This window comes from Pseudomonas sp. C6002 (assembly GCF_013385805.1).
Classification (GTDB): Bacteria; Pseudomonadota; Gammaproteobacteria; order Pseudomonadales; family Pseudomonadaceae; genus Aquipseudomonas.
Genome location: NZ_JACAPH010000024.1, coordinates 14431 through 38106, shown reverse-complemented (window position 1 = coordinate 38106; position 23676 = coordinate 14431). Strand labels below are relative to the sequence as shown.

Sequence of the window (23676 nt, the reverse complement as noted above, 5' to 3'; positions counted from 1 at the left end):
GCGGCCACTATACGGCCGCAAACCCCTTTCGCAAATCCCCACTGCGCGCCAGGAATCGTCCGGGACGCTGCCCGTTGGCTTGACCGTCGCTGTAGCTGAGCACGCCATTGACCCACACACCGTCAATCCCTTCCGCCGCGCGCTGCGGCTCTTTGAAGTCCGCCACATCCCGCACCCGCAACGGATCAAACAGCACCAGATCGGCCCAGTGTCCTTCACGGATTTCACCGCGCCCGGCCAGGCCAAAGCGCGCCGCCGACAGTCCGGTCATCTTGTGCACGGCGGTGTGCAGCGGGAACAAGCCAAGGTCCCGGCTGAAATGCCCCAGTACCCGGGGAAACGCGCCCCACAGACGTGGATGAGGAAACGGATCTTCCGGCAAACCATCCGAGCCAATCATCGACAGCGGATGCGCCAGGATGCGCTGCACGTCGGTCTCGTCCATCCCGTAATACACCGCCCCGGCGGGTTGCAGGCGGCGGGCGGCGTCCATCAGCGGCACCGCCCACTCGGCGGCGATATCCTGCAGATCCCGCCCGCCCATTTCCGGATGCGGCGCAGACCAGGTGATGGTGATGCGAAACGCATCGGTGACTTGCTTGAGGTCCAGGGTCGAAGAGCTGGCCGCATACGGGTAGCAATCGCAGCCCACCGGGTGGGTCTTCGCCGCGTGTTCCAGCGAGGCCAACAACTGCGGACTGCGCCCCCAGTTACCGGCGCCCGCGCACTTGAGGTGGGAAATGATCACCGGCGCCTTGGCATGCCGGCCGATCAGAAAAGCCTCGTCCATCGCCTCCAGCACCGGTTCGAATTCGCTGCGCAAATGGGTGGTGTACACCGCGCCATAAGCCGTCAGTTCTTCACTCAACTGCAGCACTTCATCGGTCTCGGCGTTGAAGGCGCTCGCGTATGCAAGCCCGGTGGATAAACCCAGGGCACCGTCCGCCAGACTCTCCTGCAACTGCACGCGCATCGCGGTGATTTCACCCGGCGTGGCGGTACGGTGCAGGTCGTCCATATGGTTGCTGCGCAGCGCGGTGTGGCCGATCAGCGCCGCCACATTGACGGCCGGGTGGGCGTTTTCCACCGCCGCCCGGTAATCGCTGAACCGTGGGTAGGCAAAGGCCTCGGCGGTGCCCAGCAGGTTCATCGGGTCCGGCGGATCAGCCTGCAAGCTCACGGGCGAGGCGCTGATGCCGCAGTTGCCGACAATCACCGTGGTCACGCCCTGGCTCAGCTTGGGCAGCATCTGCGGGTGACGGATCACCACCGTGTCGTCGTGGGTGTGCACGTCGATAAACCCCGGCGCCAATACGCGCCCGGCAGCGTCGATTTCATGCTCGGCGCTGTCCCGGGACAGGTCGCCGATCTTCTCGATACGCCCCTCGTGCACCGCCACATCGGCGACATAGCCTGGGGTGTTGCTGCCATCAATGATCAGCGCCTGGCGGATCAGCGTGTGGTACTTCATTTCAATCTCCAAGCGGCAGGCTGTCAGGGCCGCCGCGATAATCGTCCAGGGCCAGCTTGATCCGTCGCAGGCGTTCCTGGTTGTCATCCGGCATGGCCAAGGCCAGCTCGGTAGCGAGCACGTCGATGGCCAACAGCATTCCGTAGCGCGCCGCCGTTGGCTTGTAGATAAAACTGGTTTCGGCCGGTTGCAGCGGCAGCAGCACGTCGGCCAACTGCGCCAGCGGGGAGTCCGGCAGGGTGATGGCGATGATTTTTGCGCCGTAGTTGCGTGCCAGCGCCACCACGCCCAATACCTCCGGGGTGATGCCGGTCAGCGAGCAGACGATCAGCGCATGCTCCGGGCCCAGGGTGGCGGCGGTCACGCGCATCATCACCGGGTCGTGGCAGGCGTTGATCGCGTAGCCCAGGCGCACCAGGCGCACTTGCAACTCGTCGCTGCACAGGCTCGACGGCCCGCCCATGCCGAACGCGTGGATCATCCGCGCATTGCCCAGCAGGCTCACGGCGTCGACAAAGCTGCGCTGGTTGAAACCGGACAGGTGCCGGCGCAACGTCGCCTCGATATCGCTGAGAATCTGCCGGTGAAACGCCGACTGCTCCGGCAGGCCCGCCGGGTCGAGGAAACGGCTGCCGACACCGCTGGCCTGGGCCAGTTGCAGGCGCAGGTCACGCAGGTCGCGGCAGCCGACGCTGCGGGCAAAACGCGACAAGGTGGCGGTGCTGACCTCGGCCCGTTGGGACAATTCTTCCAGGCTGGCGGACGCTGCAAAGCCGACATCATCGAGCATCAGCTTGGCGATACGCCCTTCGCCGGCGCTGAAGGAATCCTGGCGGGCGCGGATCTGGTAGAGGATGTCCATCGGTTCGGCTCCGGGTTACAAGATGCAGGACAAACCATAAGTCAGACCGAAGGCGACCACCGAAATCAGGGTCTCCAGCACGGTCCAGGTCTTGAAGGTCTGGATCACCGTCATATTGAAGTATTCCTTGATCAGCCAGAAGCCGCCGTCGTTCACGTGGGAAAAGATTACCGAACCCGCGCCGGTGGCCAGCACCAGCAATTCCGGGTGTGGATAACCCAGGCCCATCGCAACCGGTGCGACCACGCCTGAGGCCGTGGTCATGGCCACGGTGGCCGAGCCGGTGGCGATGCGCATCAGCGCGGCGAACAGCCAGCCCATCACCAAAGGCGACAGGTTGAAAGCGTGGGCCAGGCCAAGGATTTCATTGGTGATCCCGGCGTCCACCAGAATCCGGTTCAAACCACCGCCCGCACCCACCAGCAAGGTGATGCTGGCCGTTGGTGCCAGGCACTCGTTGGTGAACTTGAGGATCGATTCGCGGTTGAAACCCTGGGCCAGGCCCAGCGTCCAGAAGCTCACCAGGGTCGCCACCAGCAGCGCAATCACCGAGTTACCGATAAACAACAGGAACTGGTTAAAGGCGGTGCCCGGCGTGGAAATCAGGTTGGCCCAGCCGCCGATCATCATCAGCACCACCGGTAACAGGATGGTGCCCATGGTCAGGGCGAAACTCGGCAGGCGGGTGCGCGGCTCGCGGTCGATGAACTGGCGCTCCAGCGGGTTTTCCGCGGGCAGGTGAATGTGCGGCACGATAAATTTGGCGTACAGCGGGCCGGCAATGATCGCGGTGGGTATGCCGATCAAAATTGCATACAGCACCGTCTGCCCGACCGAGGCGTTATAGGCCAGCACCGCCATCATCGCCGCCGGATGCGGCGGCACCAGCGCATGCACCACCGACAAGCCGGCCACCATCGGCAGGCCGACCATCAGGATCGACACGCCCACCCGCCGCGCCACGGTAAACGCGATCGGCACCAGCAACACAAAACCGACCTCGAAAAACAGCGGCAGCCCCACCAGGAACGCGATACACACCATTGCCCAGTGCGCGTTACGCTCGCCGAACCGGTTGATCAGCGTGCGCGCCACCTGCTCGGCGCCACCGGACTCGGCCATCATCTTGCCGAGCATGGTGCCCAGCGCGACCACCAGCGCAATATGCCCCAGCGTCTTGCCGACGCCCGCCTCGTAGGAGCCCATGATCGTGTCCGCCGGCATCCCGGCCAACAGCGCCAGGCCGATAGACACCAGGGTGATGACGATAAACGGGTTGAGCCGGTAACGCGCGATCAATACGATCAATGCAATGATGGCGATGGCGGCGTAGATCAACAGCCAATACCCCGGTGATGCGGCCATGCGGTACTCCTCGGAAAGGGTCACGTCGAATAGGTTGTGAAAGTCATAAATCATTACCGAGGTGCATTTTCAATTTTTATGAAAGTAATTTTCGCCCACAGACAAGCCCTGTCGCGCAGGGATATGCCCAGGGTCAGTGGATGAAAATTCGGGGGGCGTTCTTACATGAAGATCGCCGGGGCTGGAAACTCAACTGCGCAGGCCGAGTCTTAGACTGCACACCGACTCATGACCAGGAAAACCCAGAATGAATCGTAACCCCCTGCTTGTTCCTTTCGCCGCCGGCGCACTGTTGCTGGCCTTGTGCGGCACGGCCTCGGCCGATGAGAACCCGGCCCTGAAAAAATGCATGGACGGCGCCAACACCACCGCCGACATGGTCGATTGCAACGCCAAGGAAACCAAGGTGCAGGACGCGCGCCTGAATACCGCCTACAAAACCGCGATGACGGCGATGGAAGGCAACCGCAAGCAGCAGTTGCAGGACGTACAGCGTCAGTGGATCAAGTTTCGCGATGCCAATTGCGGCTTCATCGGCTCGGCCACCGGCGGCACCATTGATCAGGTCAACGGCTCCGGCTGCGTGCTGGACATGACCCAGACCCGCGCCCAGGAACTGGAAAACCTGGTCGGGCCATGATCGTTCCCACGCTCTGCGTGGGAATGCATCCTGTGACGCTCCGCGTCACGATTTTAAGAGCGGACGCGGAGCGTCCAAAGCGACGTTCCCACGCAGAGCGTGGGAACGATCATCGCACTTCAACAACGGTCAGTCGTGCTGCACCCGGGCGCGCTTGAGCAGTTTGCGGCAGCGCTCGGACAGGTGCAGCACCCGCAAATGCTTGCCGGCCTTGGTGTAGCGCTCGCGCAAGGTCATCAACGCTGCAATCGCCGAATAGTCGACGAAGCTCAAGTGACGGCAATCCAGCGTCACCTGGGCCGGGTCGTTGGCCGGATCGAAGCGATTCAAAAACGGCGTGGTCGAGGCAAAAAACAGCGTGCCGTGCACCCGATAGAGTTTGCTGCCGTCCGCTTCCATGTGCTCATCCGCGTACAGCTCGCGCGCCTGCTGCCAGGCGAAGTTCAGCGCCGCAATCACAATCCCGCACAGCACCGCCGTCGCCAGGTCGGTGAACACGGTAATCACCGTCACCGCCATGATCACCAGCACGTCGTTGAGCGGCACCTTGTTGATCACCCGCAACGAAGCCCAGGCAAACGTCTGCTGGGACACCACAAACATCACCCCCACCAGCGCCGCCAGCGGAATGCGCTCGATCAGCGGTGACAGAAACAGAATGAACAGCAGGATCATCACCCCGGCAAATACCCCGGAGAAACGCCCGCGCCCGCCGGAGCTGAGGTTGATCACGGTTTGCCCGATCATCGCGCAGCCGCCCATGCCGCCGAACAGGCCCGAGACCATGTTGGCGGCACCCAAGGCCACGCTTTCGCGGTCCGGGTAGCCGCGGGTTTCGGTGATTTCGTCGGTGAGGTTGAGGGTCAGCAGGGTTTCCAGCAGGCCGACCATGGCCATCAGGATCGCGTAGGGCGCGATGATGTGCAGGGTTTCGAGGGTCCAGGGAATCTGTGGCAGCGCGAAGGTCGGCAGGCCGCCGGCGATGTGGGCCATGTCGCCCAGGGTGCGGGTCGGCAGGCCGAGCAGGTACACCGCCAGGCCTACGCCGAGGATCGCCACCAGGGCTGGCGGTACGGCGCGGGTCAGGCGCGGCAGCAGGTAGACGATGGCCATGGTGGCCGCGACCAGCCCGGTCATTACGTACAGCGGCGTGCCGCTGAGCCAGGTGTCACCGCTCTTGAAATGCTCCAGCTGCGCCAGGGCAATGATGATCGCCAGGCCGTTGACGAACCCGAGCATCACCGGGTGCGGCACCATGCGCACCAGCTTGCCCAGGCGCAACAGGCCGAAGGCGACCATGATCAACCCGCCCAGCAACACCGTGGCCAGCAGGTACTGCACGCCGTGCTGCACCACCAGCGCGACGATCACCACCGCCATCGAGCCGGCGGCCCCAGAGACCATGCCAGGCCGGCCGCCGAACAGCGCGGTGAGGGTGCAGATGATGAATGCGCCGTAAAGGCCCATCAGCGGGTTGAGATGAGCCACCAGGGCAAAGGCGATGCATTCGGGCAGCAAGGCAAAAGACGTGGTGAGTCCGGCCAGGGCGTCGGCGCGCAGACGGGTGAGGTTCATTGAAGTACCGGGGAGTTGCGGGGGATAAGGCTGGGGATGGTACGGAATTGGGCGGGGTGGGGCTAGTGTTGGGTAAGACCGTTGGACCGAGTCGCCCCTTTCGCGAGCAAGCCCGCTCCCACATTTGACCGCATTCCAAAGTTGGAACTCGGTTAAGTGTGGGAGCGGGCTTGCTCGCGAAGGGCTCGCCTCGGTCTCAAGCGAACATCACACCATCTCGTTGCGAATCCACTCCACTACGGAGGTCCGCTTCGGCGCCCACCCCAGCAATTCCCGCGCATGCTTGCCGCGCACCCGGCTGTTGGAGCCCAGGCCATAGTTGGCCATTTCATAACCCCACTCGGCCTCGGCATCCGCCAATGGCCAATCCTGTGGTTCACCCAGCTTCAGCGCTTCGGCAATCGCGGTGGTCATGTCGACAAACGCCGCTTCGCCACTCTCCACAAAGTAGAAAGTGCCCGGCACATTCTTTTCCAGCGCCAGCAGGTACAACGCAACCACGTCTTCAATGTGCACGTTGGACCAGATGTTCTGCCCGGTGCCCACATGCCGCACTACACCGCTTTTGCGTGCCTGCTTGAGCAAGCGTGGCAACTGCACGCTGTCGCGCTTGACGCCCAGGCTGTGACCGTAGATCAGGGTGTTGCAGATCACTGCCGAGTTCACGCCATCTTTGGCGGCAGCCAGGATCAGGTTGTCGATGGCCACGCGAGCAGCCTTGTCGACAGTCGGCGCCGGCAGGTTGTCTTCAAAGTAGATGACATCGCTGGACTTACCGCCCGACGCATCACCGACGATGCTCGAACCGCTGGTGTGCAGGAAGGTTTTGTTGGAGCCGCGCAGCGCGGCCAACAAGGTTTCCACGGCGCCGCGATGGTCGCTGCTGGCGGCGTTGATCACCGCGTCAGCTTTCTTCGCCTGCTCGGTCAACAGCGCGCTGTCATCCAGCGTACCGATCACCGGCGTGATACCCAGTGCCGTCATTTCCGCAGCCTGTTCGGTGCTGCGCACCAGGCCGGTGACGTTATGGCCGGCCTTGACCAGGCCAGTGGCGATGGAACCGCCGATATAACCGGCAGCGCCGGTGATGAATACGTTCATGGAGGTGTCTCCCTGCGTGAGTAATTGATGGACTCAGTATTGCGGACCTATCCATTCCGAATAAGTCCGTATTGCCCAATTCAATCTTGCGCAGAGGTCACGAATCAGCTGGCGTAGCTGGCCAGCTTGCCCTGGATAAAGTCCAGGAAGCACTGGATGCGCAAGGCCAATTGCGAGTTGCGGTAGTACACCGCATTGATCGGTTGACGATAGCCGCTGTTGAACTCGGCCAGCACCGGTATCAGGCGCCCGGTCTTGATGTCCTGGGCGGTCATGAAGTCCGATAGACAGGTGATGCCCTGCCCTTCCAGCGCCAGCTGGCGCAAGGTTTCACCGCTGGAAGCAGCAACGCCCGGCTGGATTTGCCAGCGATCGCCGTGCACATGGCGCAACGGCCAGTGGTTGAGGGTTTCGGTCTGGGTGAAGCCGAGCAAAGTGTGTTCGGCCAGTTCGGCAACGGTGGTGGGCGTGCCGTGCTGTTCCAGGTACGCCGGGCTGGCGAGGATATGCAGCGGGCTGCAACCCAGTGAGCGGGCGTGCAACGTCGAGTCGGCCAGGGCACCGATACGGATCGCGATGTCGGTGCTCTGTTCCAGCAGGTCGATGATCAGGTCGTTACTGTTCAGTTCCAACTGGATATCCGGGTACAGGTCACGAAACTCGGCGATGTACGGCACGATCGCATGCAGCATGAACGGCGACGCCGCGTTGATCCGCAGGCGCCCCGACGGGGTTTGCTGGCGCGACGACAGGCGTTCTTCCAGGTCGTCCATCTGCTCGAGGATCACCTTGGCCCGCTCGAAGAAATACTTGCCCTCTTCGGTCAGGTCCATGCGTCGGGTGGTGCGATTGATCAGGGTGGTGTCGAGCTTGGCTTCGAGGCGCGACAAGGTGCGGCTGACCGCCGACGGCGTCTGCCCGACCTGCTCGGCTGCGGCGGAAATCGACCCGCATTCAATCACGCAGACGAAGATCTGTAGCTCATCGGATCGGGCTTTCAACGTGAATCCTCTTTATAGCGGCTGCACGGATACTAGCCGCATTACAGACTCAGGTTAAACACCTGTGCCAGATGCTGTTCATAACGCGCCACGTCGGCTTCGATGGCCGGGCGTTTCATCACGTCCACGCACAGGAAGGTCGGCAGGCCGGTCATGCCGAGGAACTCGTTGGCCTTGTGGAACGGGAAATACACCGCGTCCACGCCCTTGGCTTCGAAGAAATCGGTGGGGTCGTCGAACGCTTGCTGGGGAGCGTTCCAGGTCAGGGACAGCATGTATTGCTTGCCCTGGATCAGGCCGCCGCTGCCGTATTTCTGCGACGAGTCGGAGCGGGTGCGGCCGTCGCTGGCGTACAGGCTGCCATGGCCTTCGGTGAAGACTTCATCAATGTACTTCTTGACGATCCACGGAGCGCCCATCCACCAGCCGGGCATCTGGTAGATGATCACGTCGGCCCAGAGGAATTTGGCGACTTCTTCGGCCACGTCGTAGCCGGCGTCGATGTGGGTTTCCTTGACGTCGATGCCGCCACGGTCCAGTACCGCCAGGGCGGCTTCATGCAGGGTGCTGTTGTAGCGACCGTCGGAATGGGCGAATTTCTTACCGCCGTTGAGCAGGAGTACTTTTTTCATAGGGGGTGCCTAAAGATTAAAAATGTCTGAAGGCAGGGTAACGGGGTCGGTGCTTTGGAATAAGCGTCCCAGCCGCAAAATACATTTGACCAAAACGCACGAATCAACGGCATATTGTTAACCACTGATCAGCAGATGACCTCCCAGCGCGGCCATGCCGATAAAGAACACCCGCTTGAACAGCACGGCACTGATGCGCTGGCGCAGGGCCTGGCCCAGCCACATCCCGAGCAGCGCGGGAACCAGCGCCAACAACGAGGCGTTCAATTCACCGCCGCCCAGGCTGCCACGCCAGAACAGCCCGGCTGCCAGCGCCAGCGTCGACACGGTGAACGACAGCCCCAATGCCTGCACCAGCTGATCGCGGTTCAAGCCCAACGCTTGCAGATACGGCACCGCCGGTATCACGAACACCCCGGTGGCCGAGGTGATCACCCCGGTCAGCACGCCGCACAGCGGGCCCAGCCAACGCTCGGTGGCCGGGCTTACCTTGAACGTCGGCAGCAACAGCCCGCTCAAGGCATACACCAGCAGCGCGCCGCCCAACGCCCGCACCACCCAATGCCCGCCATCCATGCCCAGCCACACCGAGCCCAGCCCGGTGCCGAGGAAAATCAGCAGGAGCATCGGCCACAGGCGTTTGATCAACGCGCTCAGGTGACCGCCGAAGGCCAGTTGCCAGAGGTTGGTGACGGTGGACGGGATGATCAGCAACGCCGCAGCCTGCGCCGGCAACATAGCCAGGCCGAGCATGCCCATGGCGACGGTGGGCAGGCCCAGGCCGATGACGCCCTTGACCGTACCGGCCAACAGGAAGGTGCCGATCACCAGCCATGTCAGGGCCGGGCCGAGGTTTTGGTAGAACGCGAGTAAGGTATTCATGGGTCGATTTTGCAGGTTTGGGTGATGTCTGAAAATTCGCCATATACTGAGGCAGCCTCTTGTTTTGCATGAGGCAGATGGCCTCTTCGCGAGCAAGCCCGCTCCCACATTTTGAAAGGGTTCACAGATCTAAATGTGGGAGCGGGCTTGCTCGCGAAGAGGCCCGTCCAGACACTGAGATCCCCAGCCCATGCACTTTGACCTGATCGACCTGCGCCTGTACCTGCACATCCTCGACACCGGCAACATCACCGCCGGCGCCAGCCGCAGCCATTTGTCCCTGGCGGCGGCCAGTGCACGGATCCGGGCGATGGAAGCCTCCCTGGGCATCGAGTTTCTTGAACGTGGCCGCCGTGGCGTCACCCCGACTGCTGCGGGTAAAGCCCTCGCCCAGCACGCCCGCCTGCTGTTGCAGCAAGTCGAGTACCTGCAACAAGACCTCGCGGAATACGCCAACGGCGTCAAGGGCCAGGTGCGCCTGCTGTGCAACACCACCGCCCTGAGCGAATACCTGCCGGAACTGTTGGCGGACTTTCTGCACGAGCACCCCAACCTCGACATCGACCTGCAGGAACTGCCAAGCCTGCGCATCACCCACGCCTTGCGCCAGGGCGCGGCAGACCTGGGGATTATTTCCGACGCAGTAGACACCCACGGCCTGCAAACCCTGCCCTTTCGCGACGACCCGCTGGTGCTGATCATGCCGCTGGACCACCCGCTGGCCGGGCGCACCGTGAGTTTTATCGACAGCCTGCAGCACGACTATGTGGGCCTGGCCGCCGACAGCGCGCTGGCGGTGTACCTGGAGGAACAGGCATTGCACGCAGGCTTTCGCTTGCAGACACGCATCCGCGCAGATGGGTTTGACGGGCTGATTCGCATGGTCGCCCGGGGCGCCGGGCTGGGGATCGTGCCCCTGGCGGCGCTGGAACGCTGGCCGTTTGAGCGGCGCTTCAAGGCCCAACCCCTGAGCGAGGATTGGGCCTGTCGCAAACTGCTGTTATGCGCCCGCGAGTTCGAGCAATTGCCAGGTTATGCCAAAGCCTTGTTCGATGCCTTGGCCGCGCCCTTGCGGAAAAATACGTAGTACACCGCCGACAGAATCAGCAGGAACGGCACCCCGAACACCAGCGTCATCTTGAACGCATCGGTGAAAAACGTGGTGATCATCACCGCGCCCATCAGCACCAGGCCCAGCAGCGTGCTGTAGGGAAACAGCGCCAGCTGGAACGACAGCTTCGCCCCGCCGTGACGCTTGCGGTAGCGGCGGAAAAACAGGTGCGTGAGGAAGATCATGAACCAGGTGAAGATCGCGCCAAACATCGAGATCGCCATCATCAGGGTGAACGAGCTTTCCGGGTACACCACGTTCAGCAGGGTCGCCAGGGCAATGCCCGAGCTGGACAGCAACAAGGCGTTCAACGGGATCCCGCTCTTGCTCAAGGCGCCCATGGACTTGGGCGCAAAACCGGCGCGGGACAGGCTGAACATCATGCGGGTGGTGATGTAGAGCTGGCTGTTCATCGCCGACAGCGCAGCGATCAGGATCACGAAGTTCATCACCCCGGTGGCGCCGGGAATGCCGATGGTCTGCATCACCGTGACGAACGGGCTCTGGGCGTGGCCGGCCTGGTTCCACGGCACGATGGCCAACATCAGCGCCAGGGTCAGCAGGTAGAACACCACCAGCCGCACGATGGTCGCGCGGAAGGCTTTTTTCACCGCCTGCTCCGGGTCGGCCGCTTCACCGGCGGCCACCGCGATCATTTCCACACTCAAGTAACTGAAGATCGAGACGATCACCGCGATCCACATGCCGCTCAACCCGTTCGGGAAAAAGCCGCCGTGGGCCGTGTAGTTCTGCACACCGTAATCCGGATTGCCGGAGCCGAACACCACGTACACCGCGAGGATGATGAAGCCAACGATGGCGCTGATCTTGATCGTGGAGAACCAGTACTCGAAGTTGCCGAAGGTCTTGACGCTGATGGCGTTGAGCACGATCAACACGCTGGAGAACGAGACGATCCACACCCATTCCGGCACGTTGGCAAACCAGTACTTCATGTACATCGCCACCGCCGTGACCTCGGCGCCCACCGCCAGCACAATCGCCGCCCAGTACGCATAGCGCACCAGGAAACCGGCCAGCGGGCTGACGTAAAACTCCGCATACGCGCCGAACGAGCCCGAGGTGGAATGCGCCACGGTCATCTCCGCCAGGCAGCCCATCAACAGCAAAGTGATCAGCGCGCCGATGGCATAGCTCACCAGCACGCTGGGCCCGGCATAGCCGATGGCGTAGGCGCTGCCCATGAACAGCCCGGTGCCGATTGCGCCACCGATGGCGATCATGCTCATCTGGCCGGAAGTGAGCTGGCGCCTGAGGCCCAGTTCGCGATTGGTGATTTCGGCAAAGCCTTGGTCTGGCGTGGTCACGTGGCGTGCCCCTTTATTATTGTGATTGCACTGCTTTCTGGTTGAAACACTGTCCCCTGTGGGAGCGGGCTTGCTCGCGAATGCGGTGTGCCAGTCAATACATCAGAGACTGATAGACCGCATTCGCGAGCAAGCCCGCTCCCACATTTTTTGCTCTGCGTTTACTCAGGTGACGCTGTGACGAACCTTGAACTGCGGCTGGTCCCAGGTTTTTTGATCGAGAATCTCACCCAGGATTTCCACCGCATCCCACACTTCAGCAAAGCTGGTGTACAGCGGGGTAAACCCGAACCGCATGATGCGCGGCTCGCGATAATCACCAATCACGCCACGAGCGATCAAGGCCTGGATAACCGCATAGCCTTCCGGGTGTTCGAAGCTGACGTGGCTACCCCGTCGGGCATGCTCACGCGGGGTGATCAGGGTCAGGTCGTGGGCGGCGCAACGGCTTTCCACCAACTCGATAAACAGGTCGGTCAACGCCAGGGATTTAGAGCGCAAGCTGGCCATATCGGTCTGGGCGAAAATATCCAGGCCACACTCCACCATCGCCAGCGAGGTAATCGGCTGGGTGCCGCACAGGTAGCGGGCGATGCCCTGGCTCGGCGCATAACGCGATTCCATGGCGAACTGTCGGGTATGCCCGAACCAGCCCGACAGCGGCTGCGTAACCACATCCACCAGCGCCGGGTTGACCCACACAAACGCCTGGGAGCCGGGCCCGCCGTTGAGGTATTTGTAAGTGCAACCAATCGCATAATCGGCACCGGCCTGATGCAGGTCGATCGGCACCGCGCCCGCCGAATGCGCCAGGTCCCAGATCGCCAGCGCGCCACATTCATGGCTCAAGGCAGTCTGGGCCTGCATGTCGTACATGTAGCCGGTCTTGTAGTTGACGTGGGTGAGCATCACCACGGCCGTATCCTGGTCGATGGCTTTCGGCAGTTCGTCCGGGCTGTTGACCAGGCGCAGGGAGTAGCCCTGTTGCAGCAGTTCGGTGAGGCCTTCGGCGATGTACAGGTCGGTGGGGAAATTGCTCGCTTCGCTGACGATCACCTTGCGGCTTGGCGCGCGTTCGCGTTGCACGGTCAGCGCGGCGCTGAGCACTTTGAACAGGTTGATGGAGGTGGTATCGGTGATCACCACTTCACCGTCGCGGGCACCGATCAGCGGTGTGAGGCGATTGCCCAGGCGCTGGGACAGGTCGGCCCAGCCGGCACTGTTCCAACTGCGAATCAGGCCATTGCCCCACTCCTCGGCGATCACCGCTTGCGCCCGTTCCAGTGCCGCTACCGGGCGCGCACCGAGGGAGTTGCCGTCGAGGTAGATGACCCCGGCCGGCAAGGCGAATTGGTTGCGCAATGGCGCCAGCGGATCCTGGGCGTCGAGGGTCAGGCAATGGGTGCGGGTGGTCATGGTCAGTCCTGTTGTTGTAGTAACAATGAGCCAAATAATGAACGAAGCTTTAGAGAATTTTCGTGCAAAGTGGTGGGCAACAGGCTAATTAAGCTGTAGGAAATTCGAATTTAACCCCCAAACACGCGGATTTATTCTAACCATGATTCTCGACGCCACCGACCTGCGCCTTCTGCATTTCCTGCAACAGGATGGCCGTATCAGTAACCAGGAACTGGCGGAGAAAGTCGCCCTGTCGCCGTCGGCCTGCCTGCGGCGTTTGCGCCTGCTGGAAAGCGAGGGAATCATCAGTGGTTATCGGGCGGTGTTGAACGCCGAGCAACTGGGGATCGAGCTGGAGGCCATCGTCCACCTGTCGTTACGCCAGGATGTGGAGGATTGGCACGAGACGTTTATCAAGAAGGTGCAAGGGTGGCCGGAGGTGGCCAGTGCGTATGTGATTACCGGGGCGAGCAATTATGTGCTGCGGGTGCAGGCGCGCAACCTCAAGCACTTTTCGGATTTCATTGTGAACCACCTGAACCGCACGGCGGGGGTGATGGATATTCGGTCGGAGATCGTGCTGCAGAAGATCAAGGATCGGGATGATCTGCTCGACCTGGTTGTTCGCAAGTAGGCCAAACGATACAGAGCCAATGTGGGAGCGGGCTTGCTCGCGAAGGCGGAGTGTCAGTCACCGGAAATATTGACTGATCCACCGCATTCGCGAGCAAGCCCGCTCCCACATTTTTTTTACCGCGTTCAGTCTTCGAGGGCGCGCACTCGCTGCATACGCTTTTGTTCTACCGGCGCCGCCGCAGGCTGCAACTCAAAGTCAAAATCAATCTGCGCAAACGGCCCTTCCACACCAAATTCCTTCGCCAGGTTTGCGTCCTCGCTGAAGCGAATTTCGGCGATCAACTCATCCCGCGTCGCATAGGCAAAATCATCATGCAGGTACGGGTCATCCGACAGGTTGATCTGCGTGGTCAGGTGCCGATGGCCCGGCGCCGAGATGAAGAAGTGGATATGCGCCGGCCGCTGGCCATGGCGCCCCAACTGGTCCAGCAACTGCTGGGTCGGGCCGGTCGGCGGGCAGCCATACCCCGACGGCACGATGCTGCGAAAACGGTAGTTGCCCTGGGCATCGGTCTCGATTCGCCGACGCAGGTTGAACTCCGACTGCGTGCTGTCAAACCACGAATACGTACCACCGGTATTGGCCTGCCATACATCGACAATCGCCCCCGCCAACGGCTTGCCATTGGTGTCGCGCACCTGGCCCTGCATGAACAGCGGCACGCCCGGGTCCTGCCCGTCGTCCAGCCGCGCCTCGAACTTGGACAGCGGCGCACCGGCCACGTACAGCGGGCCTTCGATGGTGCGCGGGGTGCCGCCGGACTTGCCGGCTTCCTCGTCCGCCGCGTCCATCAGCATGTCCAGGTAATGCTCCAGGCCCAGGCCTGCCGCGAGCAAGCCGGCTTCCTGGTTCTTGCCCAGTTCGTTGAGGTAGTTGACCGCCTTCCAGAACTCTTCCGGAGTCACTTCCAGGTCTTCGATGATGTTCACCGTGTCCCGCAGGATCCGGTAGATCAGCGCCTTGGCCCGTGGGTTGCCGCCGTCGTTAAGGTTGCCGCTGGCTTCTTCGAGAAACTGTTGGGCGTGAGCAGTCTGGGAAAGTCGGATGGACATGGTGCAATCCTCATCTTGTAATTATTAGGTGAAAAAACAGACTCAGCGATCATCCTCACGGATCGACGATGGATGCCGGCACAGGGCATTCACTTCGATGGCCATGTAAGGATAAAGCGGCAGTTGCATCAACAGGTCATGCAGTTCCTGCACGCTGTCGACATCGAACACGCTGTAGTTGGCGTACAGCCCGGCGATGCGCCACAGGTGGCGCCATTTGCCTTGCTCCTGCAGCCGCTGGGAGAAGGCTTTTTCTTCAGCCTTGAGGCCGGCAGCGCGCTCGGGGTTCATGTCGACGGGCAGGTTCACGGTCATTTTTACGTGGAACAACATCGCAGGTGTCCTCTTGTTATTTATCGCGACGGAAGAACGCCAGGCGCTCTTCATCGATGGCCAGGCCCAGGCCCGGAGCGGTGGAGACATGCAGGTGGAAATCGCGGTACACCAACGGCTCGGCGAGGATGTCTTCGGTGAGCAGCAGCGGGCCGAACAGCTCGGTGTCCCACGCCAGTTTGTTCAAGGTGAGGAACGCGTGGGCCGACGCCAGGGTGCCGATACCGCCTTCAAGCATGGTGCCGCCGTACAGGCCGATACCCGCCGCTTCGGCAATCGCTGCGGTGCGCAATACCGCACGCGGCCCGCCGTTTTTGGCGATCTTCAGGGCGAACACCGAGGCCGCGCCTTCGCGGGCCAGGTTGAAGGCATCTTCCACGCATTCGATGGACTCGTCGGCCATGATCGGCGCCGGGCTCGACAGGTTGAGCCGCACCATGCCGCCGCGGTTGTTGCGCGAGATCGGTTGTTCGATCAGGTCGATACCGTTGTCCCCCAGCACCTTGCAGGCGCGCAGGGCCACGGCTTCGTCCCAGGCCTGGTTGACGTCGACCCGCACACTGGCGCGGTCGCCCAGAGCTTTTTTGATCGCGATGACGTGGGCCAGGTCCTGGCTGACTTCACCGGCGCCGATCTTCAATTTGAAAATGCGGTGGCGGCGCAGGTCGAGCATCTTCTCGGCCTCGGCGATGTCTTTTTCGGTGTTGCCGCTGGCCAGGGTCCAGGCCACCGGCAAGGCGTCCCGCACACGGCCGCCGAGCAATTCGCTGACCGGCAGGTTCAGGCGTTTGCCGAGGGCGTCGAGCAAGGCGCTTTCGATACCCGACTTGGCAAAGGTGTTGCCCCGGATGCTGCGCTCCAGGCGCAACATGGCGGCATTGATGTTGCTCGCGTCCTGGCCGAGCAGCAGCGGCGCGAAGTGCCGGTCGATGTTGATCTTGATGCTGTCGGGGCTTTCATTGCCGTAGCTCAGGCCGCCGATGGTGGTGGATTCACCAATGCCTTCGATACCGTCGGCGCAGCGCACGCGGATGATCACCAGGGTCTGGTTCTGCATCGTGTGCATCGCCAGTTTGTGCGGGCGGATGGTAGGGAGATCGACGATGATGGTCTCGATCGACTCGATGGCGCAAATCGGCATGGCAATACCCGTTGGGTTCTTTATAGATTTGGCCTGATTCTGTTCCGGATCTCTGCTGGCTTCCAATATAGAATGAGTCTCGAACAATACCCTTAAGGTATGAATGGAGTCTTTATGGAACTGCGCCATCTGCGTTACTTCCAGGTGCTGGGGGAAACCCTCAACTTCACCCGCGCCGCCGAACGCCTGCACATTGCCCAGCCGCCGTTGAGCCGGCAGATCCAGCAATTGGAGGACGAACTGGGTGTGGTCCTGCTGGAGCGTGGGCGCCCGTTGCGCCTGACCGAAGCCGGGCGGTTTTTCTATGAGCACGCCAATGTGCTGCTGGAGCAACTGGGCAAGGTGTGTGACAACACCCGGCGCATCGGCCTTGGGCAGAAAACCTGGCTGGGCATCGGTTTTGCGCCGTCGACGCTGTACGGCGTGCTGCCGGAGTTGATTCGCCGGCTGCGCAGCCACGATGGCCTGGAGCTGGAGTTGGGCCTGTCGGAGATGACCACGCTGCAACAGGTTGAAGCTCTCAAGGCCGGGCGGATTGACGTGGGCTTCGGGCGGATTCGCATCGACGACCCGGCCATTGTGCAGCGGGTGTTGGTGGAGGACCGGTTGGTGGCGGTGTTGCCCGCCGGGCATCCCCTGCTGGGCGCCCCGGCCACCCTGGCGCAATTGGCCGCTGAACCCTTCGTGCTGTATCCCGGCAACCCGCGGCCGAGCTACGCCGACCATGTGATCGCGCTGTTCGATGCCCATGGCTTGAGCCTGAAGGTTTCGCAGTGGACCAACGAATTGCAGACCGCCATTGGTCTGGTCGGCGCAGGCATGGGCGTGACCCTGGTACCCGCCTCGGTGCAGGTGCTGCACCGCGCAGACATTGGCTACACGCCGGTGGTGGAGGCCACCGCCACGTCGCCGATCATTCTCAGCCGGCGGATCAATGACCAGTCGCCGGGGCTCAGTCATTGCCTGCAACTGGTGGAAGAGTTGATTTAAAAGAACACCACACATCCAATGTGGGAGCGGGCTTGCTCGCGAATGCGCAGTGTCAGTCACCGAGTGAGTTGGCTGATGCACCGCATTCGCGAGCAAGCCCGCTCCCACAGTTGATCTCCGTTGTTTTTGCGTAAGGTGTTCATCCACGCATGCGCCGGGCGTCGTTGCGTTGCAGGGTCTGGCTGGGGGATTCGTCGAACAGCTTGCGGTATTCGGCCGAGAATCGCCCCAGATGAGTAAAGCCCCAGCCCAGGGCGATTTCGGAGATGGTGCGCGTGGAGCCATGTTCGAGGATTTGCTGGCGCACGGCACCCAGGCGGTATTTCTTCAGATAGGCCATGGGCGACAGGGCGAAGTATTTGCGGAAGGCATCGAACAGCTTGAAGCGCGACACGCCCGCCGCCGCCTCCAAATCCTCCAGGTGCACCGCTTCCCGGGCGTTGTCGTGGATGTACTGTCGGGCACGAATCAAATAGTGCGGCAGCTTCACCCCCAGCACGTCCCGCAGCTCTTCGGAATAGTTGTTCGGCTGGGCCAGGATCAGGCCCTTGATCAGCGAGCTTTCCAGGTCCCGGGTAAACGCCACCTGGTCATACAGCTCGCTGCTGCGCTCCAGTTCGGCGATGAAATACCGCGCCATGCGCCACCACGACGCGGAAGCGCCGTCCACCGCGTCCATCGCCGATTCGAAGCGCAGCGGCGCTTCAATCGGCCGCTGCAGCAGGCCTTCCAGGGATTCGCTCATCGCCGCGCGGGTGATCACCACCTGCAACTTGCGGCAGTCGCCCGAGATCTCCAGCACCTGATGTTCGTTGGGCGAAATGATCACCCCCTGGTCACGGTTGGAGCTGAGCCGTACGCCGTTCTTGCTCAGTTCCTGCTCGCCCACCAGCGGCAAGGTCAGGCTGTAGCTGCTGAAGTGCTCGGCGTCTTCGATGTCGATGGTGACATCGGTGCCGTATTCGATAATCCCCAGCGTCGTGGCGCGGGACTTGAACACATTGGCGCTGTGGTGAAAGCGGATGCGCTCCGGCGTCGCGGTTTGCAGGCGGTGCGGCCCGCAAATGCCGGACATCCAGCTGCAGGCGCCTTCAAGGTCGAAGCGCTCGATACGTATATCGCGTGTATTGCTACTCATCACGGGGCACCCACGGCAATTGTGGCCGGCGCGCTCTGACGGCGCGTCCTGGTAGATCGACAGCAAGTTTTGCGCCACGCCAGCGGGATCGCCACTGGGTGGATAGCAACCGTCGACTAAGTGGATAACAAGCAGACTTTTCCGACAATCGCCTTGCAAGACAGTAGCGCATTCCGCCACCGCCCTGCACCGCCGTGGGTATTTCGTGCCCAACTAAGTGGCCCACCTTCCCCCATTAACCGGATAGCCCGGTGCCCCGCCGCAGCCTCTTAATGGCTTACCCGTCTAGCCATTATCAAAAAGGTGCCTCCCATGAGTGGTGCAAGAAGCGTCGAGCAGTGGAAAAGCTTTATCGAAGGCTGCCTGGACTTCCGTCCGGTGGATGAGGTGTTCCGCATCGCCCGGGACATGTTCACCGAGCCGGAGTTGTTCGAGCTGGAAATGGAGCTGATCTTCGAAAAAAACTGGATCTATGCCTGTCACGAGAGCGAACTGGCCAACAAGCACGACTTCGTGACGATGCGCGCCGGGCGCCAGCCGATGATCATCACCCGCGACGGCGAAGGCCAGCTCAACGCGCTGATCAACGCTTGCCAGCATCGCGGCACCACCCTGACCCGGGTTGGCAAGGGCAACCAGTCCACGTTTACCTGCCCGTTCCATGCCTGGTGCTACAAGAGCGATGGCCGGCTGGTGAAGGTCAAGGCGCCGGGGGAATACCCGGAAGGCTTCGACAAGGCCACTCGCGGCCTGAAAAAAGCGCGGATCGAGAGCTACAAGGGTTTCGTCTTCATCAGCCTCGACGTGAACGGCACCAACAGCCTGGAAGATTTCCTCGGCGACGCCAAAGTGTTCTTCGACATGATGGTCGCCCAATCGGCCACCGGTGAGCTGGAAGTGCTGCCGGGCAAATCCGCCTACACCTACGACGGCAACTGGAAACTGCAAAACGAGAACGGCCTGGACGGTTATCACGTCAGCACCGTGCACTACAACTACGTGGCCACGGTGCAGCATCGCCAGCAGGTCAATACGGAAAACGGCACCGGCTCGGGCACGACACTGGACTACAGCAAACTCGGCGCCGGCGACGCGAACACCGATGACGGCTGGTTCGCCTTCAACAATGGTCACAGCCTGTTGTTCAGCGACATGCCCAACCCCACCGTGCGTTCGGGCTACGCCACCATCATGCCGCGCCTGATCGAAGAACACGGCCAGCAAAAAGCCGAATGGATGATGCACCGCCTACGCAACCTGAATATCTACCCGAGCCTGTTCTTCCTCGACCAGATCAGCTCGCAGCTGCGGATCATCCGCCCTATCGCATGGAACAAGACCGAAATCATCAGCCAGTGCCTGGGGGTGAAGAACGAGTCTGACGCCGACCGTGAAAACCGTATTCGCCAGTTCGAGGATTTCTTCAACGTCTCGGGCATGGGCACGCCGGATGACCTGGTGGAGTTCCGCGAAGCCCAGCGCGGCTTCCAGGGCCGCCTGGAGCGCTGGAGCGATATTTCCCGTGGCAGCCACCGCTGGGAAACCGGGCCGACCCCCAATAGCGAATCCATCGGTATCCAGCCGGCGATGACCGGCACCGAATTCACCCACGAAGGGCTGTACGTCAACCAGCACCGCAACTGGCAGAAATTCCTGCTGGACGGGCTCGACCAGCAAGCCCTGAAACTGCGGGAGGTGGAATGATGAATGCGCAATTGCAGTACCGGATCGAGCAGTTTTTTTACCGTAAATCCGAGCTGTGCGATGCCCAGGACTGGGACGCCTACGTGCAGTTGTTCGACCCGCAGAGTGAATTCCACCTGCCGCAGTGGGATTCGGAACATGTCTACACCCGCGATCCCAAGCGCGAAATGTCGTTGATCTATTACGCCAACCGCTCGGGGCTGGAGGATCGGGTGTTTCGCCTGCGTACGGGCAAGGCTGCGTCGGCCACGCCGATGCCAAGGACGCTGCATTTGATCAACAACGTGCGGATTGCCGAGCAACCGGACGGGCTGCTGGAGGTGAAGTTGAACTGGCATACGTTGTTCTATCGGCTGGCGACGTCGGAGCAGTTCTACGGCAGCGCCACTTACAGCCTCAAGCCCGATGGCGACAGTTGGTTGATCACCCGCAAGCATGCGCTGCTGCTCAACGACACCATCAACTCGGTGCTGGATTTCTATCACCTGTGACCTGATGCATTACACCTGTGGCGAGGGAGCTTGCTCCCGCTGGACCGGGTTGGCGCTCCAGTGCGTAGCGCTCCCGGCTTTTTGGGGCTGCTGCGCAGCCCAGCGGGAGCAAGCTCCCTCGCCACAGGTAAATCGCAGGCATAGAAAATCAAACTCGCGGAGTTCTGCGAATGAATCACAAAGTGGCCTTCAGTTTTGCCGACGGCAAGACCCTGTTTTTCCCGGTGGGCGCCAATGAGATCCTGTTGGATGCAGCCCTGCGCAATGGCATCAAGATCCCGCTCGACTGCCGCGAAGGCGTATGCGGCACCTGCCAGGGCCGCTGCGAGTCCGGCGACTACAGCCAGGACTACGTGGACGAGGAAGCCCTCTCCAGCCTCGACCTGCAACAACGCAAAATGCTCAGCTGCCAGACCCGGGTCCAATCCGATGCGGCGTTTTATTTCGATTTTGATTCCAGCCTGTGCAACGCGCCGGGGCCAGTACAAATCCGCAGTACGGTGAGCCAAGTGCAACAGGTCTCGGCCAGCACCGCGATCCTGCACCTGCAGCTTGAAGCACCATTGGATTTCCTGCCGGGCCAGTACGCCCGCCTGTCGATTCCCGGCACCGACAGTTGGCGCTCCTACTCTTTCGCCAACCGCCCGGGCAATCAGTTGCAGTTCCTGATCCGCCTGCTGCCCGATGGCGTGATGAGCAACTACATCCGCGAACGCTGCCAGGTCGGTGATGAGTTGCTGCTGGAAGCGCCATTGGGTGCCTTCTACCTTCGGCATGTCACCCGACCGCTGGTGTTGGTGGCCGGTGGCACTGGTTTATCGGCGCTGCTGGGCATGCTCGATGACCTGGCCGCCAGCGGCTGCCAACAGCCGGTGCACCTGTATTACGGCGTGCGGGGTGCGGCCGATTTATGCGAGGCAACACGCATAAAAGCCTACGCCGATACAATCCCGGGGTTTCGCTACACCGAGGTACTCAGCGACCCACCTTCGGACTGGGCCGGCAAACGCGGCTACCTCACCGAGCATTTCGACCTGGCCGAATTGCGGGATCAATCGGCAGATATGTACGTCTGCGGCCCCCCTCCGATGGTCGAATCCATCAAACAATGGCTGCTGGATCAGGCACTTGATGGCGTTCAGCTGTATTACGAAAAGTTTACCGAGAGTAATATCTGACCCCTCAGCGGTTTGAGGGGCTGGTTCGGTGTGCGATCAACCCTGAAAAAAACAAGTAGAAGGGAATGTTAATGGCGGATGACATGGTTAACCCGGTGGGCCTCAAGCGTGGCCTGAAGAACCGGCATATTCAGCTGATTGCCTTGGGAGGGGCGATCGGGACCGGGCTGTTCCTCGGCTCGGCGGGCGTGCTCAAGTCGGCGGGGCCGTCGATGATCCTGGGCTATGCGGTAGCCGGGTTCATCGCGTTCCTGATCATGCGCCAGCTGGGCGAAATGATCGTCGAGGAACCGGTGGCCGGCTCCTTCAGCCACTTCGCCCACAAGTACTGGGGCGGTTACGCAGGCTTCCTCGCCGGCTGGAACTACTGGGTACTCTACGTGCTGGTGGGCATGGCCGAGCTGACAGCGGTGGGCAAGTACATCCAGTTCTGGTGGCCGGAAATTCCGACCTGGGTCAGTGCGGTGGTGTTCTTTGTGCTGGTCAACCTGATCAACACCCTCAACGTGAAGTTCTTCGGTGAGACCGAGTTCTGGTTCGCGATCATCAAGGTGGTGGCGATTGTCGGCATGATCGTGCTCGGCTGCTACCTGCTGTTCAGCGGCACCGGCGGCCCGCAAGCCTCGGTGAGCAACCTGTGGAGCCACGGCGGGTTCTTCCCGAATGGCGGCATGGGGCTGTTGATGTCCATGGCGTTCATCATGTTCTCGTTCGGCGGCCTGGAGCTGGTGGGTATTACCGCCGCCGAAGCCAGCGAACCCCGCAAGGTGATCCCGAAGGCGATCAACCAGGTGGTGTACCGGATCCTGATTTTCTACGTCGGCGCCCTTACCGTGCTGCTGTCGTTGTACCCATGGGACCAACTGCTGCAAACCCTCGGCGCGTCGGGCGATGCCTACAGCGGCAGTCCGTTCGTGCAGATCTTTTCCTTGATCGGTAACGACACCGCCGCCCACATCCTCAACTTCGTGGTCCTGACCGCGGCACTGTCGGTGTACAACAGCGGCGTGTACTGCAACAGCCGCATGCTGTTCGGCCTGGCCGAGCAAGGCGATGCGCCGAAAGCGCTGATGAAGTTGAACAAGCAAGGCGTGCCGCTGCGTGCCCTGGGCATCTCGGCCCTGGTGACGCTGCTGTGTGTGGTGATCAACTACGTCGCGCCGCATGACGCACTGGAGCTGTTGTTTGCGCTGGTGGTTGCCTCGCTGATGATCAACTGGGCGCTGATCAGCCTGACCCACATCAAGTTCCGCAAGGCCATGGGCGAGCAAGGCGTGGTGCCGTCGTTCAAGACCTTCTGGTTCCCGTTCAGCAACTACCTGTGCCTGGCGTTCATGCTGATGATCATCTGCGTGATGCTGGCGATTCCGGGTGTGCGGGCGTCGGTGTATGCGATTCCGGTCTGGGTCGGGATCATCTATGTGGCGTACCGGTTGCGGTTGAACAACGCGAAGGCAGTAACAGCGCAATAACCCATGTGGGAGCGGGCTTGTGTGGGAGCGGGCTTGCTCGCGAAGGCGTCGTGTCAGTCACCTGATGTATTGACTGACCCACCGCTTTCGCGAGCAAGCCCGCTCCCACATTTTGATCGTATTCCAAATGAAAAGCCCCGGTACTGATGAGTACCGGGGCTTTTTGTTGGGCCT

At 61.6% G+C, this 23676-nt stretch carries 22 protein-coding genes; 8 read left to right on the top strand and 14 right to left on the bottom strand.

Annotation, left to right across the window (positions count from 1 at the left end):
• Nucleotides 1-7: 7 nt before the first annotated feature.
• Genes HX817_RS16565 through HX817_RS16555 form a run of 3 tightly spaced genes read right to left on the bottom strand, consistent with a single transcriptional unit; the run spans nucleotide 8 to nucleotide 3752 of the window.
• Nucleotides 8-1471: an amidohydrolase family protein gene (locus HX817_RS16565; RefSeq protein WP_177040607.1), complete on the bottom strand. Its 1464-nt coding sequence runs from the start codon at nucleotides 1469-1471 to the stop codon at nucleotides 8-10.
• Between the two features lies 1 nt (nucleotide 1472).
• A complete protein-coding gene (locus HX817_RS16560) occupies nucleotides 1473-2333 on the bottom strand; it encodes a MurR/RpiR family transcriptional regulator (protein ID WP_003212283.1) in 861 nt (286 codons plus the stop codon).
• A gap of 15 nt (nucleotides 2334-2348) precedes the next feature.
• Nucleotides 2349-3752, bottom strand: coding sequence for a gluconate:H+ symporter (locus HX817_RS16555; protein WP_177040606.1), 1404 nt, complete (start codon nucleotides 3750-3752; stop codon nucleotides 2349-2351).
• 193 nt (nucleotides 3753-3945) lie between these two features.
• On the opposite strand from HX817_RS16555, the gene HX817_RS16550 reads away from it, so the two are divergent.
• Nucleotides 3946-4338 (top strand): lysozyme inhibitor LprI family protein, encoded by a 393-nt coding sequence (locus tag HX817_RS16550; protein WP_177040605.1) that lies wholly within the window; start codon nucleotides 3946-3948, stop codon nucleotides 4336-4338.
• A gap of 129 nt (nucleotides 4339-4467) precedes the next feature.
• On the opposite strand, the gene HX817_RS16545 is transcribed toward HX817_RS16550, so the two are convergent.
• From HX817_RS16545 to HX817_RS16525, 5 genes are all read right to left on the bottom strand, one after another.
• Nucleotides 4468-5913 (bottom strand): SulP family inorganic anion transporter, encoded by a 1446-nt coding sequence (locus tag HX817_RS16545; RefSeq protein ID WP_087693438.1) that lies wholly within the window; start codon nucleotides 5911-5913, stop codon nucleotides 4468-4470.
• 207 nt (nucleotides 5914-6120) lie between these two features.
• The gene (locus HX817_RS16540; RefSeq protein WP_177040604.1) at nucleotides 6121-7014 is read right to left on the bottom strand and encodes an NAD-dependent epimerase/dehydratase family protein; all 894 of its coding nucleotides are present in this window, start codon (nucleotides 7012-7014) and stop codon (nucleotides 6121-6123) included.
• A 104-nt stretch (nucleotides 7015-7118) separates the two neighbouring features.
• Nucleotides 7119-8015: a LysR family transcriptional regulator gene (locus HX817_RS16535; protein WP_177040603.1), complete on the bottom strand. Its 897-nt coding sequence runs from the start codon at nucleotides 8013-8015 to the stop codon at nucleotides 7119-7121.
• A 41-nt stretch (nucleotides 8016-8056) separates the two neighbouring features.
• The gene (locus HX817_RS16530; protein WP_008436691.1) at nucleotides 8057-8647 is read right to left on the bottom strand and encodes an NAD(P)H-dependent oxidoreductase; all 591 of its coding nucleotides are present in this window, start codon (nucleotides 8645-8647) and stop codon (nucleotides 8057-8059) included.
• 117 nt (nucleotides 8648-8764) lie between these two features.
• Nucleotides 8765-9529: a sulfite exporter TauE/SafE family protein gene (locus HX817_RS16525; RefSeq protein ID WP_177040602.1), complete on the bottom strand. Its 765-nt coding sequence runs from the start codon at nucleotides 9527-9529 to the stop codon at nucleotides 8765-8767.
• 190 nt (nucleotides 9530-9719) lie between these two features.
• On the opposite strand from HX817_RS16525, the gene HX817_RS16520 reads away from it, so the two are divergent.
• On the top strand, nucleotides 9720-10616 hold the full coding sequence (locus tag HX817_RS16520) for a LysR substrate-binding domain-containing protein (protein ID WP_177040601.1): 897 nt from the start codon (nucleotides 9720-9722) through the stop codon (nucleotides 10614-10616).
• Here HX817_RS16520 and HX817_RS16515 read toward each other — a convergent pair.
• A complete protein-coding gene (locus HX817_RS16515; RefSeq protein ID WP_177009241.1) occupies nucleotides 10562-11968 on the bottom strand; it encodes an amino acid permease in 1407 nt (468 codons plus the stop codon). The two genes, HX817_RS16520 and HX817_RS16515, sit on opposite strands and share 55 nt — an antisense overlap.
• Before the next feature lie 165 nt (nucleotides 11969-12133).
• Entirely contained in the window at nucleotides 12134-13384 is a 1251-nt protein-coding gene (gene kynU, locus HX817_RS16510; protein WP_177040600.1) for a kynureninase, read from the bottom strand.
• Between the two features lie 142 nt (nucleotides 13385-13526).
• Between kynU and HX817_RS16505 the strand changes: the two genes are divergently transcribed.
• Complete coding sequence (locus tag HX817_RS16505) at nucleotides 13527-14000, top strand: Lrp/AsnC family transcriptional regulator (protein WP_003212305.1); 474 nt, start codon at nucleotides 13527-13529, stop codon at nucleotides 13998-14000.
• A gap of 125 nt (nucleotides 14001-14125) precedes the next feature.
• On the opposite strand, the gene catA is transcribed toward HX817_RS16505, so the two are convergent.
• Genes catA through HX817_RS16490 form a run of 3 tightly spaced genes read right to left on the bottom strand, consistent with a single transcriptional unit; the run spans nucleotide 14126 to nucleotide 16529 of the window.
• The gene (catA, locus tag HX817_RS16500) at nucleotides 14126-15055 is read right to left on the bottom strand and encodes a catechol 1,2-dioxygenase (RefSeq protein ID WP_177040599.1); all 930 of its coding nucleotides are present in this window, start codon (nucleotides 15053-15055) and stop codon (nucleotides 14126-14128) included.
• A 42-nt stretch (nucleotides 15056-15097) separates the two neighbouring features.
• The gene (gene catC / locus HX817_RS16495) at nucleotides 15098-15388 is read right to left on the bottom strand and encodes a muconolactone Delta-isomerase (RefSeq protein ID WP_003212310.1); all 291 of its coding nucleotides are present in this window, start codon (nucleotides 15386-15388) and stop codon (nucleotides 15098-15100) included.
• Between the two features lie 16 nt (nucleotides 15389-15404).
• Nucleotides 15405-16529, bottom strand: a complete 1125-nt coding sequence (locus HX817_RS16490; RefSeq protein ID WP_008436677.1) for a muconate cycloisomerase family protein — start codon at nucleotides 16527-16529, stop codon at nucleotides 15405-15407.
• 114 nt (nucleotides 16530-16643) lie between these two features.
• On the opposite strand from HX817_RS16490, the gene HX817_RS16485 reads away from it, so the two are divergent.
• Entirely contained in the window at nucleotides 16644-17519 is an 876-nt protein-coding gene (locus HX817_RS16485; RefSeq protein ID WP_003212314.1) for a LysR family transcriptional regulator, read from the top strand.
• A gap of 139 nt (nucleotides 17520-17658) precedes the next feature.
• Here the strand turns inward: HX817_RS16485 and HX817_RS16480 are convergent, their stop codons facing one another.
• Nucleotides 17659-18657, bottom strand: coding sequence for a helix-turn-helix domain-containing protein (locus HX817_RS16480; RefSeq protein ID WP_008436676.1), 999 nt, complete (start codon nucleotides 18655-18657; stop codon nucleotides 17659-17661).
• A 312-nt stretch (nucleotides 18658-18969) separates the two neighbouring features.
• Here HX817_RS16480 and antA point away from each other — a divergent pair, with 312 nt between their 5' ends.
• The 4 genes from antA (at nucleotide 18970) to HX817_RS16460 (ending at nucleotide 23502) form a co-directional block, all read left to right on the top strand.
• Nucleotides 18970-20361, top strand: coding sequence for an anthranilate 1,2-dioxygenase large subunit (gene antA / locus HX817_RS16475; RefSeq protein WP_003212318.1), 1392 nt, complete (start codon nucleotides 18970-18972; stop codon nucleotides 20359-20361).
• Complete coding sequence (gene antB / locus HX817_RS16470; protein ID WP_003212320.1) at nucleotides 20361-20852, top strand: anthranilate 1,2-dioxygenase small subunit; 492 nt, start codon at nucleotides 20361-20363, stop codon at nucleotides 20850-20852. Before antA ends, antB begins: the two co-directional genes overlap by 1 nt.
• A gap of 170 nt (nucleotides 20853-21022) precedes the next feature.
• On the top strand, nucleotides 21023-22030 hold the full coding sequence (gene antC / locus HX817_RS16465) for an anthranilate 1,2-dioxygenase electron transfer component AntC (protein WP_177040598.1): 1008 nt from the start codon (nucleotides 21023-21025) through the stop codon (nucleotides 22028-22030).
• Between the two features lie 71 nt (nucleotides 22031-22101).
• Nucleotides 22102-23502, top strand: a complete 1401-nt coding sequence (locus HX817_RS16460; RefSeq protein WP_003212324.1) for an amino acid permease — start codon at nucleotides 22102-22104, stop codon at nucleotides 23500-23502.
• Nucleotides 23503-23676: the final 174 nt, after the last annotated feature.

Coding starts and splice junctions, on each gene's coding strand:
- HX817_RS16565 (WP_177040607.1), bottom strand. CDS start 1,471: ATGAAGTACCACACGCTGATCCGCCAGGCGCTGATCATTGATGGCAGC.
- HX817_RS16560 (WP_003212283.1), bottom strand. CDS start 2,333: ATGGACATCCTCTACCAGATCCGCGCCCGCCAGGATTCCTTCAGCGCC.
- HX817_RS16555 (WP_177040606.1), bottom strand. CDS start 3,752: ATGATTTATGACTTTCACAACCTATTCGACGTGACCCTTTCCGAGGAG.
- HX817_RS16550 (WP_177040605.1), top strand. CDS start 3,946: ATGAATCGTAACCCCCTGCTTGTTCCTTTCGCCGCCGGCGCACTGTTG.
- HX817_RS16545 (WP_087693438.1), bottom strand. CDS start 5,913: ATGAACCTCACCCGTCTGCGCGCCGACGCCCTGGCCGGACTCACCACG.
- HX817_RS16540 (WP_177040604.1), bottom strand. CDS start 7,014: ATGAACGTATTCATCACCGGCGCTGCCGGTTATATCGGCGGTTCCATC.
- HX817_RS16530 (WP_008436691.1), bottom strand. CDS start 8,647: ATGAAAAAAGTACTCCTGCTCAACGGCGGTAAGAAATTCGCCCATTCC.
- HX817_RS16525 (WP_177040602.1), bottom strand. CDS start 9,529: ATGAATACCTTACTCGCGTTCTACCAAAACCTCGGCCCGGCCCTGACA.
- HX817_RS16520 (WP_177040601.1), top strand. CDS start 9,720: ATGCACTTTGACCTGATCGACCTGCGCCTGTACCTGCACATCCTCGAC.
- kynU (WP_177040600.1), bottom strand. CDS start 13,384: ATGACCACCCGCACCCATTGCCTGACCCTCGACGCCCAGGATCCGCTG.
- HX817_RS16505 (WP_003212305.1), top strand. CDS start 13,527: ATGATTCTCGACGCCACCGACCTGCGCCTTCTGCATTTCCTGCAACAG.
- catA (WP_177040599.1), bottom strand. CDS start 15,055: ATGTCCATCCGACTTTCCCAGACTGCTCACGCCCAACAGTTTCTCGAA.
- catC (WP_003212310.1), bottom strand. CDS start 15,388: ATGTTGTTCCACGTAAAAATGACCGTGAACCTGCCCGTCGACATGAAC.
- HX817_RS16490 (WP_008436677.1), bottom strand. CDS start 16,529: ATGCCGATTTGCGCCATCGAGTCGATCGAGACCATCATCGTCGATCTC.
- HX817_RS16485 (WP_003212314.1), top strand. CDS start 16,644: ATGGAACTGCGCCATCTGCGTTACTTCCAGGTGCTGGGGGAAACCCTC.
- HX817_RS16480 (WP_008436676.1), bottom strand. CDS start 18,657: ATGAGTAGCAATACACGCGATATACGTATCGAGCGCTTCGACCTTGAA.
- antA (WP_003212318.1), top strand. CDS start 18,970: ATGAGTGGTGCAAGAAGCGTCGAGCAGTGGAAAAGCTTTATCGAAGGC.
- antB (WP_003212320.1), top strand. CDS start 20,361: ATGAATGCGCAATTGCAGTACCGGATCGAGCAGTTTTTTTACCGTAAA.
- antC (WP_177040598.1), top strand. CDS start 21,023: ATGAATCACAAAGTGGCCTTCAGTTTTGCCGACGGCAAGACCCTGTTT.
- HX817_RS16460 (WP_003212324.1), top strand. CDS start 22,102: ATGGCGGATGACATGGTTAACCCGGTGGGCCTCAAGCGTGGCCTGAAG.